Source organism: Pseudomonas sp. PDM17 (assembly GCF_014851985.1).
Classification (GTDB): domain Bacteria; phylum Pseudomonadota; class Gammaproteobacteria; order Pseudomonadales; family Pseudomonadaceae; genus Pseudomonas.
In genome coordinates this window covers 124837-138530 of sequence record NZ_JACVAT010000011.1, presented here as the reverse complement: position 1 = coordinate 138530, position 13694 = coordinate 124837, and the positions used below count along the sequence as shown (strand labels likewise).

The following is a 13694-nucleotide window of genomic DNA, read 5'->3' as shown; positions in this document are numbered from 1 at the left end:
GGGGTGGTGGTTTTCGTGGAGGTCCGGCGCTAGAGCGATTCCCTCACCCCAGCCCTCTCCCAGAGGGAGAGGGGGCAGTTCGTGCCGGCTGGCAGCTTGGTTTTATCCTGTAGGACCCTCTCCCCAGCCTTGGCTGCGCGCCCCGCTCCGAAGGGAGAGGGAGCCGATTGTGCCGGCTGAAGATGTGGGTTCTCCTTGCGCCGAACGGTCCCCTCTCCCTTCAGGGAGAGGGTTAGGGAGAGGGCGCTTTCCGGCCGCCTATCAGAATATGTAGTCAGTGGTCAGGAAGCTGGAGTCGCGGTCGCGGATGATCTGGCTGATCAGCGCCTTGTTGGCGTCGGTGAAGCGCGTGGCGACCAGGGTGCGGATGGAGAAGGTGCGCAGGGCGTCGTGGACGGAGAGGGTGCCCTCGGCAGAGTTCTTGCGGCCGTTGAAGGGGTAGCTGTCCGGGCCGCGCTGACACTGGGCGTTGATGTTGATGCGGCCGACCTGGTTGACGAAGGCATCCACCAGCGGGCCGATCTGCTCGGGGTCGTCGCCGAACAGGCTGAGCTGCTGGCCGTAGTCGGACTGCAGGACGTAGTCGATCACCTCGTCCAGCTCGCGGTACGGCACTACTGGCACCAGCGGGCCGAACTGTTCCTCGTTGTACAGCCGCATGTCGGCGCGCACCGGGCTGAGCAACGCGGGGTAGAAGAAGCTTTCGCGGCTCTCGCCGCCGCCGGGGTTGATGACCTTGGCGCCCTTGGCCAGGGCGTCCTGCAGCAGGCCGTCGAGGTAGTCGACCTTGCCCGGCTCGGGCAGCGGCGTCAGCGCCACGCCGGCTTCCCAGGGCATGCCGGGTTTGAGTTCGGCGAGCTTGGCGCTGAACTTGGCGAGGAAGCTGTCCAGCACGTCTTCGTGAACGAAGAGGATCTTCAGCGCGGTGCAGCGCTGGCCATTGAAGGAGAGGGCGCCGGTGATGGCTTCGCTGACGGCGTTGTCGAGGTCGACGCTGGGCAGGACGATGCCGGGGTTCTTGGCGTCCAGGCCGAGGGCGGCGCGCAGGCGGTGCGGGCGCGGGTGGAGCTTCTTCAGGTCGGCGGCGCCGGAGTGGGTGCCGATGAAGGCGAAGACGTCGACCTTGCCGCTGGCCATGAGCGCGCTGACGGTCTCGCGGCCGCGCCCGTAGATGACGTTGATGACGCCCGGCGGGAAGCTGTCGCGAAAGGCTTCGAGCAGCGGGCGGATCAGCAGCACACCGAACTTGGCGGGCTTGAAGACCACCGTGTTGCCCATGATCAGCGCCGGGATCAGGGTGGTGAAGGTCTCGTTCAGCGGGTAGTTGTACGGGCCCATGCACAGCGCTACGCCCAGCGGCACGCGGCGAATCTGCCCGAGGGTGCCCTGTTCCAGTTCGAAGCGGCTGGAGCGGCGGTCCAGTTCCTTGAGCGCCTGGATGGTGTCGACGATGTAGTCGCAGGTGCGGTCGAACTCCTTCTCCGAGTCCTTGAGGTTCTTGCCGATCTCCCACATCAGCAGCTTGACCACGGCCGTGCGCTGCTCGCGCATGCGGTCGAGGAAGCGCTCGACGTGGGCGATGCGCTCGGCCACGCGCAGGTTGGGCCACGCGCCCTGGCCGTTGTCGTAGGCGGCCACGGCGGCGTCCAGCGCGGCGAGGGCGGCGTCGGCATCCAGCAGCGGCGTGCTGCCGAGGATGACCTGCTGATCGCCCTCATCGGTGGCGAGGAAGATCGGGCTGCGTACCGGGGCGAGCGGGCCGTCCCAGCGGCGCAGTTCGCCGTTGACCAGGTATTCGCGCTGCTCGACGGGGGCGTCGGGGCTCCAGGCATCGGGGATATCGGCGAGGCGGGGGAACAGATGGTCGAGCTTGTTGTTGTCGGGCATGACTCATCCCTCGGGGGAAGGTGGGCGACTGGTCTGTTGAGGCGCATGAGCGTTCGCGGTCATGTGCCGTACGGAATGTTCTAGAGCCTAGCTCGGCTCAGGTAAAACGATTCAGCAAAAGTAATGCACGGGCGTAGGGCGCATAACCGCTTGCGGTTATCCGCCGGCTTTATGGTGTACGGGTGGGGCGGCGGATAACCCGTTCCGGGTTATGCGCCCTACGGGTGTGCCGGGTTGGGCTGCTTTGCCGGAGCGGGCTGCAGGAGTTCCTGCTGCTCGGCGTAGCGGGCGCGGATGTCGAAATCACGGGGCCAGGAGGGCTGGACGGGGGCTTTCGGAGTTGCGGAGGAAGTCACGGGCGATACCTCGTTGCAGGAATCCGGGGCGGGCGGTTGGTGGTGCTCGCCGGGTGATGAGGTGCTGGGCGTGATGGGTATCGCTGCGCTCCACGCCATCCTACGTGGAGCTCCCTGGAGGGGAGTGCAGCGATACCCATCAATCAATGCATCAGACGAACATCGACAGCAGCAGGATGAACAGCAGGCCGACCACCGAGAGGATGGTTTCCATCGCCGTCCAGGTCTTGAAGGTCTCCATCACGCTCATGTTGAAGTACTGCTTCACCAGCCAGAAACCGGCGTCGTTGACGTGGGACAGGATCAGCGAGCCGGCGCCGGTGGCGAGGACCAGCAGTTCGCGGTTGACGCCGGGGATCAGGTCGATGACCGGCACCACGATGCCCGCGCCGGTGATGGTGGCGACGGTGGCGGATCCGGTGGCGATGCGGATCACCGCGGCCACTAGCCAGGCCAGCAGGATGGGCGAAATCTGCGCCTGCACCGCCATGTGGCCGATCACGTCGCCCACGCCGCTGGCCACCAGCATCTGTTTGAAGCCGCCGCCGGCGCCGATGATCATCACGATGGCGGCAGTGGGGGCGAGGCTCTGGTCAAGCAGCTTGAGGATCTTCTTCGAATCGAAGCCGCGCGCGTGGCCGAAGGTGTACAGCGACAGCAGCAGGGCCAGCAGCAGGGCGGTGATCGGGTGGCCGATCATGTCCAGCCAGGCGCGGATCACGTGGCCATCGGCGAGCATGACGTCGGCGAAGGTCTTGAGCAGCATCAGGAACACCGGCAGCAGCACGGTGAGCAGGGTGACGCCGAAGCTGGGCAGGTTGCTGGTGTCCGGCTCGTGGGCGATCTGCGCCACCAGCTCTTCATTGGGCTGGCCGGGAATGTACTGGGCGATGAACTTGCCGAAGATCGGACCGGCGATGGCAGCGGTGGGCAGCGCGACCAGCAGGCCGTAGAAGATGGTCTTGCCGATGTCCGCGCCGAATACGCCGATGGCCAGCAGCGGGCCCGGGTGCGGCGGCACCAGGCCGTGTACGGCGGAGAGGCCGGCGAGCAGCGGGATGCCGATCTTGATCAGCGAGACGCCGCTGCGGCGGGCAACGATGAACACCAGCGGCACCAGCAGGATGAAGCCGATCTCGAAGAACAGCGGAATGCCGACCAGGAAGGCGGCGAGCATCATCGCCCAGTGCACGCGCTCCTTGCCGAAGGCGCGAATCAGGGTGCGGGCGATCTGATCCGCACCGCCGGACTCGGCCATCATCTTGCCGAGCATGGTGCCCAGGGCAAGGATGATGCCGACGAAGCCGAGCACGCCGCCGAAGCCGTCCTGGAAGGATTTGACGATGGTCGCCACGGGCATGCCGGAGGTGAGGCCGAGGAAGCCGGCGGCGATGATCAGGGCAACGAAGGGGTGAATCTTGAAGCGGGTGATCAGCAGGATCAGGCCGATGATGGTGACCACCGCGTCCAGCAGCAGATAGGTGTTGTGGGACATGCCGAGCATGGGTCTCTCCTGTTTTTGTCTTTGTGCCGGAGCGGCTCTTCTTTCTTGGATTAATCGAGATAGCGCTATCTTTCGATGGCAGGCGCTATTGCGTCAGTCGTTGGAGTGCTGTCGCCACCACAGGTGTGCGGCTTCCGCCAGTTCGTCGAGCGGGCGGGTGGCGTCCAGGCTGAGGGTCAGCGGCTCGCTGGTCGGCACTTCGAGGGCGGCGAACTGGCTGTCGATCAGGCTGGCCGGCATGAAGTGGCCGGGGCGGGCGGCGACGCGCTGCGCGGCGGTTTCCGGGGTGAGTTCCAGGAACACCACGCCCAGGCCGGGCACGGCGCGGCGCAGGCGTTCGCGGTAGATGAGCTTGAGCGCGGAGCAGGTGAGCACGGGGCGCTGGCCGGCGGCGATGGCTTTCTGCAGCTGGGCGGCGAGGGTGTCGAGCCAGCCGGCGCGGTCCTCGTCGGTCAGCGGGATGCCGGCGCTCATCTTCTGGATGTTGGCTTCGGGATGGAAGGAGTCGCCTTCAATGGCGAACGCGCCGCTGCGCAGGCACAGGGCCTCGCTGACGCTGGACTTGCCGCATCCGGCGACACCCATGATGAGCACGGCATCGATGGCGGGGAGCATGCAGGGCCTCGGTGTTGAGACAGCGCTATCTTTGGTGGGCGTAACGAAAAGCATCGGCTGCCTCCGTATTCTTGTCATTCTAGTCGGTGTGTCCCGGTGCTCTCGGTGAGTATGTTTCACCGGCGGGCGAGGGGCGGCGGGAGCCGGCCTCAGGCAATTGCCCTGGCTGCGAGACAGCGCTACCTTAGTGCCTCGATTTTTGTTTGGCAAGCCGCCCGATGACCGCTCAGAAGAACGATAAGAAAAACGACAAAAGCTCTCGCACCACCGGCAAACCCACCCTCAACGATGTGGCACGCAGTGCCGGCGTCAGCCCCATCACCGCCTCGCGCGCCCTGCGCGGCGTGAGCACGGTGGCCGAAGAACTGGCGGAAAAGGTCCGCCAGGCCGCCGCCGACCTGGGCTACGTGGCCAACCCCGCCGCCCGCGCGCTGGCTTCCAAGCAGAGCCACAACATCGTGGTGCTGGTGCCTTCGCTGGCGAACCAGCTGTTCATCGAAACCCTCGAAGCCATCCACGCGGTGATGCACCCGCGCGGGCTGGAAGTGCTGATCGGCAACTACCACTACTCCCGCGACGAAGAAGAGAACCTGCTGCGCAACTACCTCGCGTACCAGCCGCGCGGCCTGCTGCTGACCGGCTTCGACCGTACCGAGAGCGCCCGGCGGATGATCGAGGCCAGCGGCGTGCCGGCGGTCTACATGATGGACCTGGACCCCGGCGCGGGGCTGCATTGCGTGGGCTTCTCGCAGATTCGCGCAGGGGAGGCCGCGGCCAGACACCTGCTCAAGAGCGGGCGCAAGCGCCTGGCCTACATCGGCGCGCAGCTGGACCAGCGCACCCTGCTGCGCGGCGAGGGCTATCGCCGCGCCCTGCAGCAGGCCGGCTGCTACGACCCGGCGCTGGAAGTCCTCACGCCGCGCCCATCCTCGGTGGGCCTGGGCGGCGAGCTGTTCCGCCAGCTGCTGGCCAGCCATCCGCAGGTGGAAGGCATCTTCTTCGGCAACGACGACCTGGCCCACGGCGCCCTGCTGGAAGCCATGCGCCACGGCATCCGCATCCCCGAGCAGGTGGCAGTGCTGGGCTTCAATGACCTGCCCAGCTCGGAATTCATGGTCCCGCGCCTCTCCAGCATCCGCACCCCACGCAAGGCCATCGGCACCCATGCGGCCGAGCTCCTGCTCGACCTCATCAACGACAAGCCGGTGAACGCGCCGGTGATGGACCTGGGGTTCGAGTTGATGGTTCGCGAGAGCAGCTGACGCACGCCGCAAGGATCGTAGGGCGCATAACGCGCCAGCGTTATCCGCCATCGGAGGTCAGCGGCGGATAACCTGTTCCAGGTTATGCACCCTACGGGGTTGGCTCCGGCATTCCCTTGTAGGAGCGGGCCATGCCCGCGATCGCGCGCATGGCCCGCACCTGCAGGTTGCACCGAGTCGCCGGGACCGCGTTGTAGGATGGTGTGGAGCGCAGCGATACCCATCGCTCCAGTGCGCAGACTGTATGGGCATCGCTGCGCTCCACCCATCCTACGCAAGCGCTCCCTGCAAACCCTTTGCGCATAAAAAGGCCCGCTGGAGCAGCGGGCGTAGTGCGGAGGCAAAGCTGTTTTCCGGCGGGCAGCCACCGGAGCAATCACTCAGTACGCATCGCTCATCCCATCGGTGATGGTGATGCCCTGCTTGCGCATTTCCTGGATCAGCCCAGCGCGTGTGCCGGGCAGGTTGAGCAGGGCCTGGTAGCGCGTGGCTTTGACTTCCTCGGCGGTGTAGGGCTTGAACTCGGCGGGCATGCTGTTGCCAGCCATGCCCTCCTTGCGCAGCAGCCAGTTGAGCAGGTCGGCCAGTTGCGCGTCGTTCAGCGCGGACTGGGACATGCCCGGCACGCGCACGAGGAATTGCCGCCCACCCTCCACCTTCAGGAAGTTGCCGACGAAGCCGTGCAGGCGCGGCGTGTCGTTGGCCTTGCTGCCGCTGCCTTCGGTGAGATGGCAGCCGGCGCATTGCAGCTGGTAGTTGGTAGCCGGGCTGTAGCTCTGCTGGGAGATCGGCTTCTGCACCTCCTCGTTGCCGGGCGCCGGCCGCTGGTGCGGATCGGGGATCGCACGGGCCTGGGCAATGGGGGCGACCAGACTGCAGAGCAGGGCGCCGACAACGAGACTGCGCATGGGCTTTTCTCCCGACTTCAGACCGCGACGCCGCGGATGATGGTGACGGTGCAGTTGTAGATGCGCGATTCCGCGCCCAGGCACCAGTTGACGTCGTTGTTGTTGAACGGACGGTACAGCGGTTCCTCGCTCTCGTTGCGGGTACAGGCGCACTGGGAGCAGCTGTGCTTACCGCAGCAGTCGTTGTAGGAAATGATGTAGTCCTTGCCGTCTGCCGGGTTGCGGCAGGTGCCGATCCAGGTCACTTGCGAGGCATCGGTGCCGGGCGGGCAGGAGGTGGTGGTGCCGCCGCAGCAGGTGCAGAGGAAACCGTCGATGGAGCAGTAGCGCCAGTAGTCGCAGCTGTTTGGGTCACCCGGATCGCCAGCCTTGGGCGCCTCGGCGGCCAGGGCCTTGGAGGTGCGGTCGATCGGCAGGATGATCGGCAGGGCGGCGCCGGCCACCAGCAGCGAGCCGAAGCGGCCCAGCAGCTTGCGCCGCGAAGTGACGTTGGCCACCTGGCGGGAGGAGCGCTCGAACAGGTTGTCGAGGAATTTCATTCTTGTTCTCTCCGTGATCAGTGGCTGTGGCCGTGGCTGGCGTCGTGGGTGTGCACGCCGTTGTGGCTGTGGCCATTCATGTACTGCTGCAGGGTGGCGCTGCCCAGGTGCTCGACCTCGAACAGGCTGTCCAGATGCTCGCGGGAGTTCACCAGGCCCTTGGCGCGCAGCACGCCCTTGCTGTCGATCAGCGCGGCGTAGGGCAGCTTTCCGATCTGGTAGGTCATGCCCACTTCCGGGCCGACCACGTAGGCGGACTTCTCCAGGCCGTGCTCGGCGATCAGCGCCTGCTGGGCGGCCATGTCGCCGTCGCTGACGTAGATCACTTCCAGCTCGCCGGCCTTGTCCTTGGCGATGGACTTGATCGCCGGCAGCAGTGATTTGCAGATCGGGCAGGTCGGCGAGAGGAAGAACAGCAGCTGGCCGCGCTCGCCTTCATAACCGAAGTTGACCGGACGACCATGACGGTCGGCGGCGGTGACTTTGGGGGCGGGCTCGTTGACCGCCACGCCCTTGTCGACCATCAGCGCGCCGGCCGGCGCGATGCGGCCGTGGAGGACGCCGATCTGGCGCACCAGCGCCATGACGGTGAAGGCGAGGGCGATGAGCAGCACCCAGAGAAGAATGTTGGAAACGATCAGACCTTCCATTTGTTCACCTTCCGATGAGTTTGAGCAGGCGGGGATGATTGGCCAGCAGGCCATCGGCCGCGGCATACAGGAACAGGGCGACAGCGCTGGCGGCGAGAATCACGAAGGCGTCGAACACGCCCATCTCGCGAGCCTGCGGAGCGCAGGAGGCGATCAGGGCGAGCGCGGCGATGATCGCGTTGCGCAGCAGCAGTACCGGGCGCAGCGGTTGCATCTGGCCGGGGCCGGAGCAGCCGCAGTCGATGTCGCGGCGCCCGCGCCAGAGGTTGATGCCGATGGCGCCGGCATAGAACAGGATCAGCGCCGTGGCGGCCAGGGCCGCGACGTGGCGGCTCGCCGGCACCAGCAGGGCGAAGGCGACAACGCCTTCGACCACCGGCAGCACGCGGGCCACCGGGCCGACCAGCGAGGCCGGCAGCAGACCGTAGTCTTCGACCTGGCGGGCGAAGCGCATCGGCGCGCGCAGCTTGTGGCTGGCTGCGCTGGCGAGCAGCACTGCAACGGCCACCGCACTGGCGATGATCAGGATCGGATCGGAAAACATTTCCGTACCTCTCGGTTGGCTTTCTCGGAATGGATCAGTGGCTCAGGACCAGGATCGGCGTCTTGGCGATCTTGTCCATGGCGCCGTTGTACTTGCCAGTCTTCAGGTCGAAGATCTGCAGGCCGCCTTCGATGTCGGTGCCCAGCAGCAATGGCTTGTCGTCGGTAGTGGCATGCAGGCTCCACACCGGCTTGGGCGCTTCCAGGGTGCCGATCTTCTTCTGCGTCTTCAGGTCGTAGACCCAGATGAACGGGCTCGGGTCTTCCCATTTGCCGGCGCTGTGCTCTTCATGCATCAGCACGTACATGCGGTTGAGCTTGGGCGCTACGGCCATCAGCTGCCAGCCGCCGGTGCCCCAGCCTTTCTTGCGCTCTTCGTCGGTGGTCAGCGACCAGCTCGGCAGCATCTTCGGCTTGTCGCCGGAGACGTCCACCGGCTTGACCATGCCGTCGGTGGACACGAAGAAGTAGGTCTCGCCCACCGCCAGGCCGCGTTCGTTGAGCTTCTCCTTGTTCGGATCGAAGAACGGAGTCTGGCTGCGGCCGGTTTCCTTGCCGTCGTCACCAATCTTGGTGATCTGCAGTTGGCCGTCACCGCACAGCGAGGCGAAGGCGCGCTTGCCTACCGGGTAGTTGAGCACGCAGCCGCTGATGGCGATTTCGCTGGCGACCTTCTTCTCCTGGGTGTCGACGACGGTGACCGAAGTGGACGGGGTGAAGTTGTAGATGTAGACGAAGCGGTCGTCCGAGCTCGCGCCCAGGGCGTACTTCTGGGTCAGGATCGAGGCGCGCTTGGCCGGGATTTCCACTTCCCACTTCGGACGCAGGTTCGAGGTGTCCCAGGCGGTCAGCACGTCGGTGCGCACGCCGCGGGTGCCGCGGGAGTAGAAGGTGTCGGCGGAGTACAGGGTCTTCGCATCGTGGCTCAGGGTGGACGGAGCCACGAAGCCGGTGCTGACCATGCCGAGCATCTTCTTCTGCTCGGGGTCGACCACGGTGACGCGGCCGGCGATGAAGTTCTCGAACTCCACGTCGACGATGTAGGCGCGGTGCGGCGAGGGCGGGAACGGCAAGACTGTCTCACCGATGCTCTCGGTCGGCAGCTCGGCCTGGGCTGCGCCCATCGCGAGGCACGTGCTCAGCGCGAGGACCGATGGAGCGAGGAACCTGGCGACGCTCATTGGCGGGTACTCCCTTTTTCTTGTTGGCGGGCTATCGGTTGTTATCGGGCCGTCTGCCAGGGGCGGACAGCGGACGGAACATTGAGGAGAGTCTGCCTGCGTCGGTTTGCAGCGGACTTGTTGTCCGTGCCATTTCCTTGTCTGGGGGTGACAGGGTGTCGCAGGGAGAAAGTGCAGACTGCCGTTGCGTTTGGAGGCGGGAAATCCGCCGAACGGCACAGACATGGATCAAGGCTTCGTCAGGTTTTGGTGCGAAAAAGCTGCATCGTGCCCCGAAAATCCGCACAATGCACATTTGAGCTATCTTGAAACGCCGTAACACCCACCGGAAGTGTGCATTGTGAACAGTTCACAATGTTCGACATGCTCAAAATTTCCGCGTCGTTCCTGATTGGCTTTTCCGGCCCGCTATTTGCGTTGTGCCGGGAGTCCTCAACCAATCCTCGCGGAGATCCCCCCTCGATGAGTTCCCCCAGTGAGTTCCCCCTGAGCGCCACGCCCAGGGAAGGGCGCAAAGGCCTGCTGCCCATCGCCATGGTCCTGTTCAGCTTCACCTTCTTCACCGGCACCATGTTCGCCGGCGGCAAGATCGGCATGGCCTTCGACTTCGTCGACATGCTCTGGGTCGCCTTCATCGGCAACGTGCTGCTCGCCGTCTACGCCGCCGCCCTGGGCCTGATCGCCTCGCGCAGCGGCCTGAACACCGTGCTGATGGGGCGCTTCTGCTTCGGCGAGCGCGGCAGCAAGCTGTCCGACTTCCTCCTCGGCTTCGCCGAACTGGGCTGGTACGCCTGGGGCACCGCCACCGTGGCCATCGTGCTGGTGAAGATGCTGTCCCTGCCGGAGTGGCTGAACATCCCGCTGATGGTGATCTTCGGCCTGCTGTTCTCGATTACTGCGATCATCGGCTTCAAGGGCCTGGACATCATGTCCCGCGTGTCGGTGCCGCTGATGTTCATCCTGCTGGTGGCATCGATGGTCATCGCGACCAACCACGCCGGTGGCTGGAGCGGCCTGCTGGCGAAGGAACCGAGCCAGACCCTGACCTTCTCCGCCGCCGTGACCATGGTCTTCGGCACCTTCGCCAGCGGCGCGACCCAGGCCACCAACTGGACCCGCATGGCCCGCAGCGGGCGCATCGCAGTGATCGCCAGCGTGGTCGCGTTCCTCATCGGCAACGGCCTGATGATCGTCGCCGGCGCCTGGTGCGCCATCGTCTACCAGAACGCCGACATCGTCGAAGTGATGGTGCTGCAGGGCCTGTCCTTCGCGGCGGTGATCATGCTCTGCCTGAACCTGTGGACCATCCAGGGCCCGACCATCTACAACGTCTCCGCCGCCGCCTGCCACCTGGTGCGCAGCGAACGTCGCCGCACCATGACCCTGCTGGCCGCCGGTATCGGCATCATCCTCGCCATCGGCGGCATGTACGAATGGCTGATCCCGTTCCTGGTGCTGCTGGGCTCGATCATCCCGCCACTGGGTGGCGTGATCATGGCCGACTACTGGTACCGCAACCGCGGTGAATACCCGGCGCTGGTGGGCAGCCACATCCCGGCGTTCAACGTCACTGGCCTGGTGTCCTACGCAGTCGGTGCAGGCCTGGCCTACGCCTCGCCGTGGATCGCGCCGCTGGTGGGCATTGCCGCTTCGGCCATCTGCTACATCGTCCTCACCGAAGTCACCCGCGCCCGTGCGCCGGTGACCGAGCCGCGCGCTTGAGCCTGAGCGTCGAGGAAATCCTCCGTCTGCCGGGGCTGGAAAGCCTCGCGCTGCGGGCCGGCGCGCGCAATGTGCATCGCAGCGTGCGCTGGTCCTACGTGGCGGAGAACGTCGGCATCGCCGACTGGGTGATGGGCGGCGAGCTGGTGTTCGTCACCGGCATCAACCACACCCGTGACGAGGCCAACCTGCTGCAGCTGGTGCGCGAAGGCGTCGCCAGCGGCATCGCCGGCATCGTCATCCTCACCGGCGACGAGTTCATCCAGCGCATCCCTCTGTCTGTGGTTCATCTGGCCGAGACTCAAGGGCTGCCGCTGATCGAGCAGCCCTACGCGCTGAAGATGGTCATCGTCACCCACCTGATCGGCACGGCGCTGGTGCAGATGACCCAGGTGAAGACCTCGCGCCGCGACATCCTCGGCCAGCTGCTCAGCGGCGACTACCCGAGCCTGGAGATTGTCCGCCGTCGCGCCCAGCATCTGGAACTGCCGGTGGAGACGCCACGGCGCCTGGTGGCGTTGCGGCTGTCCGGCGTCGACACGCTGTTCCAGCAGCAGGAGCCGGAGGAGGCCGAGCGCGCGCTGCAACTGACCCGCCAGCGCCTGCTCGACCACCTGGAGAACTGGCAGCAGGAGCGCCCCGAGCGCCTGCCGGTGGTGATCCAGGGTGACCTGTTCGTCCTGCTGCTGGATGATTCCAGGAGTGCCGAGCGCGCCGAACTGCACGCCCTGGCCGCCGGCTTGCAGCAGGAACTCGCGCCGTTGCGTGCCTATCTCGGTTTGTCCGCCCGCGCCGAGTCCTGCGCCGAGTTCCCCCGCGCGCTGCTCGAAGCCCGCCAGGCGCTGGACGTCGCCGAAGGCATGCAGGCGCCCGCCGGCTTCTGCGACTACCGTGAGCTGGGCGTGCTGCGCCTGCTGCGGGCGATCCCCGATCGTGCGGTGGTCGAGCAGTTCATGAAGGACACCCTCGGCCCGCTCAATGACGCGGGCCGCAAACAGCCGCAGTTGCTGATCGAGACGCTCGACGCGCTCGTCCAGGAAGGCGGCAACGCGCTCCGGGCGGCACAGCGCCTGGGCATCCACCGCAACACCCTGAACCAGCGGATCGCGCGCATCGAGGCCCTCAGCGGCCAGTCCCTGGACGACGCGCAGTTCCGCCTGAATACCTCCGTGGCGCTGCTCATCTGGCGCATGTCCAATGCGCCGCGCCACGAATAGCCTGAAGAGGACCTACGAGCCCATGAAGATCATCAACGCCTCGCTGCGCAAGCAGACCGGCCTGTTCACCATCCGCTGCGAAGGCGACGTCATCGCCGAAGTCGTGCAGCAAGCCGGCAGCGTAGCCGCCAGCGGCGACGACATCGACGCCCGTGGCAACCTGGCCATCGCTCCGCTGGTGGAACCGCATATCCACCTCGACGCCACCCTGACCGCCGGCGAGCCGGAGTGGAACATGAGCGGCACCCTGTTCGAGGGCATCGAGCGCTGGGCCCAGCGCAAGGAAACCATTACCTTTGATGACACCAAGTCCCGTGCCCACACGACCATCCGCATGCTGGCCGCCCACGGCATCCAGCATGTGCGTACCCACGTCGACGTGACCGATCCGACCCTGGCCGCGCTCAAGGCCATGGTGGAGGTTCGTGAAGAAGCGCGGCACCTGGTGGACCTGCAGATCGTCGCCTTCCCGCAGGAGGGCATCGAGTCCTACGAGGGCGGCCGCGAGCTGATGGAAGAGGCGATTCGCCTCGGCGCGGACGTGGTTGGTGGCATCCCGCACTTCGAGAACACCCGCGAGCAGGGCGTCAGCTCGATCAAGTTCCTGATGGACCTGGCCGAGCGCACCGGCTGCCTGGTGGACGTGCACTGCGACGAGACCGACGACCCGAACTCGCGCTTCCTCGAAGTGCTCGCCGAAGAAGCCCGCGTGCGCGGCATGGGCGGTCGCGTCACCGCCAGCCACACCACCGCGATGGGCTCCTACGACAACGCCTACTGCTCCAAGCTGTTCCGCCTGCTCAAGCGCTCGGGCATCAACTTCGTCTCCTGCCCGACCGAGAGCATCCACCTGCAGGGACGCTTCGACACCTTCCCGAAACGCCGTGGCGTGACCCGCGTGGCCGAGATCGACCGTGCCGGCATGAACGTCTGCTTCGGCCAGGATTCGATCAAGGACCCGTGGTACCCGCTGGGCAACGGCAACATCCTGCGCGTGCTGGATGCCGGCCTGCACATCTGCCACATGATGGGTTTCGACGACCTGCAGCGCGCGCTGGACCTGGTCACCGACAACAGCGCCCGCGCGCTGAACCTGGGCGCGCGCTACGGCATCGCCGCCGGCCGTCCGGCCAACCTGCTGGTGCTGGGGGTGGAGAGCGACTACGAAGCGGTGCGCCAGCAGACCAAGGCGCTGTACTCGATCCGCAATGGCCGCGTGCTGATGAAGCGCGAGCCGGAGCAGGTGGAGCTGGTCGAGGGCTGATAAGCGACGGCTTCACCTGTAGGAGCGCCCCATGGGCGCGATCGCG

12 protein-coding genes are annotated in these 13694 nt (G+C 66.0%); 4 read left to right on the top strand and 8 right to left on the bottom strand.

Features of this window, described 5'->3' with window-relative positions; genetic code table 11:
- Nucleotides 1-261: 261 nt before the first annotated feature.
- The 3 genes from IB256_RS29120 to IB256_RS29110 all read right to left on the bottom strand — a co-directional run bounded on the left by IB256_RS29120 (nucleotide 262) and on the right by IB256_RS29110 (nucleotide 4362).
- Nucleotides 262-1887, bottom strand: coding sequence for an NADP-dependent glyceraldehyde-3-phosphate dehydrogenase (locus IB256_RS29120; RefSeq protein ID WP_192404868.1), 1626 nt, complete (start codon nucleotides 1885-1887; stop codon nucleotides 262-264).
- A gap of 507 nt (nucleotides 1888-2394) precedes the next feature.
- On the bottom strand, nucleotides 2395-3747 hold the full coding sequence (locus IB256_RS29115) for a GntP family permease (protein WP_192223339.1): 1353 nt from the start codon (nucleotides 3745-3747) through the stop codon (nucleotides 2395-2397).
- 93 nt (nucleotides 3748-3840) lie between these two features.
- Complete coding sequence (locus IB256_RS29110; protein WP_192404867.1) at nucleotides 3841-4362, bottom strand: gluconokinase; 522 nt, start codon at nucleotides 4360-4362, stop codon at nucleotides 3841-3843.
- Nucleotides 4363-4580: 218 nt separating this feature from the next.
- On the opposite strand from IB256_RS29110, the gene IB256_RS29105 reads away from it, so the two are divergent.
- Nucleotides 4581-5624, top strand: a complete 1044-nt coding sequence (locus IB256_RS29105) for a LacI family DNA-binding transcriptional regulator (protein WP_192404866.1) — start codon at nucleotides 4581-4583, stop codon at nucleotides 5622-5624.
- A 380-nt stretch (nucleotides 5625-6004) separates the two neighbouring features.
- Here IB256_RS29105 and IB256_RS29100 read toward each other — a convergent pair whose 3' ends face one another.
- From IB256_RS29100 to IB256_RS29080, 5 genes are read right to left on the bottom strand one after another with little or no spacing between them, the layout of a single operon-like run.
- Nucleotides 6005-6532 (bottom strand): c-type cytochrome, encoded by a 528-nt coding sequence (locus IB256_RS29100; protein ID WP_192296069.1) that lies wholly within the window; start codon nucleotides 6530-6532, stop codon nucleotides 6005-6007.
- A gap of 17 nt (nucleotides 6533-6549) precedes the next feature.
- The gene (locus tag IB256_RS29095; RefSeq protein WP_045217996.1) at nucleotides 6550-7071 is read right to left on the bottom strand and encodes a methylamine dehydrogenase light chain; all 522 of its coding nucleotides are present in this window, start codon (nucleotides 7069-7071) and stop codon (nucleotides 6550-6552) included.
- Nucleotides 7072-7088: 17 nt separating this feature from the next.
- Nucleotides 7089-7721 (bottom strand): methylamine dehydrogenase accessory protein MauD, encoded by a 633-nt coding sequence (mauD, locus tag IB256_RS29090; protein WP_192296068.1) that lies wholly within the window; start codon nucleotides 7719-7721, stop codon nucleotides 7089-7091.
- A gap of 4 nt (nucleotides 7722-7725) precedes the next feature.
- On the bottom strand, nucleotides 7726-8265 hold the full coding sequence (locus IB256_RS29085) for a MauE/DoxX family redox-associated membrane protein (RefSeq protein ID WP_192404865.1): 540 nt from the start codon (nucleotides 8263-8265) through the stop codon (nucleotides 7726-7728).
- Nucleotides 8266-8299: 34 nt separating this feature from the next.
- Nucleotides 8300-9445: an amine dehydrogenase large subunit gene (locus IB256_RS29080; RefSeq protein ID WP_192404864.1), complete on the bottom strand. Its 1146-nt coding sequence runs from the start codon at nucleotides 9443-9445 to the stop codon at nucleotides 8300-8302.
- Between the two features lie 462 nt (nucleotides 9446-9907).
- On the opposite strand from IB256_RS29080, the gene codB reads away from it, so the two are divergent.
- From codB to codA, 3 genes are read left to right on the top strand one after another with little or no spacing between them, the layout of a single operon-like run.
- Entirely contained in the window at nucleotides 9908-11167 is a 1260-nt protein-coding gene (gene codB / locus IB256_RS29075) for a cytosine permease (protein WP_192223342.1), read from the top strand.
- Nucleotides 11164-12384 carry a PucR family transcriptional regulator gene (locus IB256_RS29070; RefSeq protein WP_192296065.1) on the top strand — a complete coding sequence of 407 codons (1221 nt, stop codon included), beginning with the start codon at nucleotides 11164-11166 and terminating at the stop codon, nucleotides 12382-12384. Before codB ends, IB256_RS29070 begins: the two co-directional genes overlap by 4 nt.
- 22 nt (nucleotides 12385-12406) lie before the next feature.
- The gene (gene codA / locus IB256_RS29065) at nucleotides 12407-13648 is read left to right on the top strand and encodes a cytosine deaminase (RefSeq protein ID WP_192296064.1); all 1242 of its coding nucleotides are present in this window, start codon (nucleotides 12407-12409) and stop codon (nucleotides 13646-13648) included.
- The last annotated feature ends 46 nt before the right edge of the window (nucleotides 13649-13694 follow it).

What these genes read in the sequence shown, in the direction of transcription:
- IB256_RS29120 (WP_192404868.1), bottom strand. Translation starts at nt 1,887, where the DNA reads ATGCCCGACAACAACAAGCTCGACCATCTGTTCCCCCGCCTCGCCGAT.
- IB256_RS29115 (WP_192223339.1), bottom strand. Translation starts at nt 3,747, where the DNA reads ATGCTCGGCATGTCCCACAACACCTATCTGCTGCTGGACGCGGTGGTC.
- IB256_RS29110 (WP_192404867.1), bottom strand. Translation starts at nt 4,362, where the DNA reads ATGCTCCCCGCCATCGATGCCGTGCTCATCATGGGTGTCGCCGGATGC.
- IB256_RS29105 (WP_192404866.1), top strand. Translation starts at nt 4,581, where the DNA reads ATGACCGCTCAGAAGAACGATAAGAAAAACGACAAAAGCTCTCGCACC.
- IB256_RS29100 (WP_192296069.1), bottom strand. Translation starts at nt 6,532, where the DNA reads ATGCGCAGTCTCGTTGTCGGCGCCCTGCTCTGCAGTCTGGTCGCCCCC.
- IB256_RS29095 (WP_045217996.1), bottom strand. Translation starts at nt 7,071, where the DNA reads ATGAAATTCCTCGACAACCTGTTCGAGCGCTCCTCCCGCCAGGTGGCC.
- mauD (WP_192296068.1), bottom strand. Translation starts at nt 7,721, where the DNA reads ATGGAAGGTCTGATCGTTTCCAACATTCTTCTCTGGGTGCTGCTCATC.
- IB256_RS29085 (WP_192404865.1), bottom strand. Translation starts at nt 8,265, where the DNA reads ATGTTTTCCGATCCGATCCTGATCATCGCCAGTGCGGTGGCCGTTGCA.
- IB256_RS29080 (WP_192404864.1), bottom strand. Translation starts at nt 9,445, where the DNA reads ATGAGCGTCGCCAGGTTCCTCGCTCCATCGGTCCTCGCGCTGAGCACG.
- codB (WP_192223342.1), top strand. Translation starts at nt 9,908, where the DNA reads ATGAGTTCCCCCAGTGAGTTCCCCCTGAGCGCCACGCCCAGGGAAGGG.
- codA (WP_192296064.1), top strand. Translation starts at nt 12,407, where the DNA reads ATGAAGATCATCAACGCCTCGCTGCGCAAGCAGACCGGCCTGTTCACC.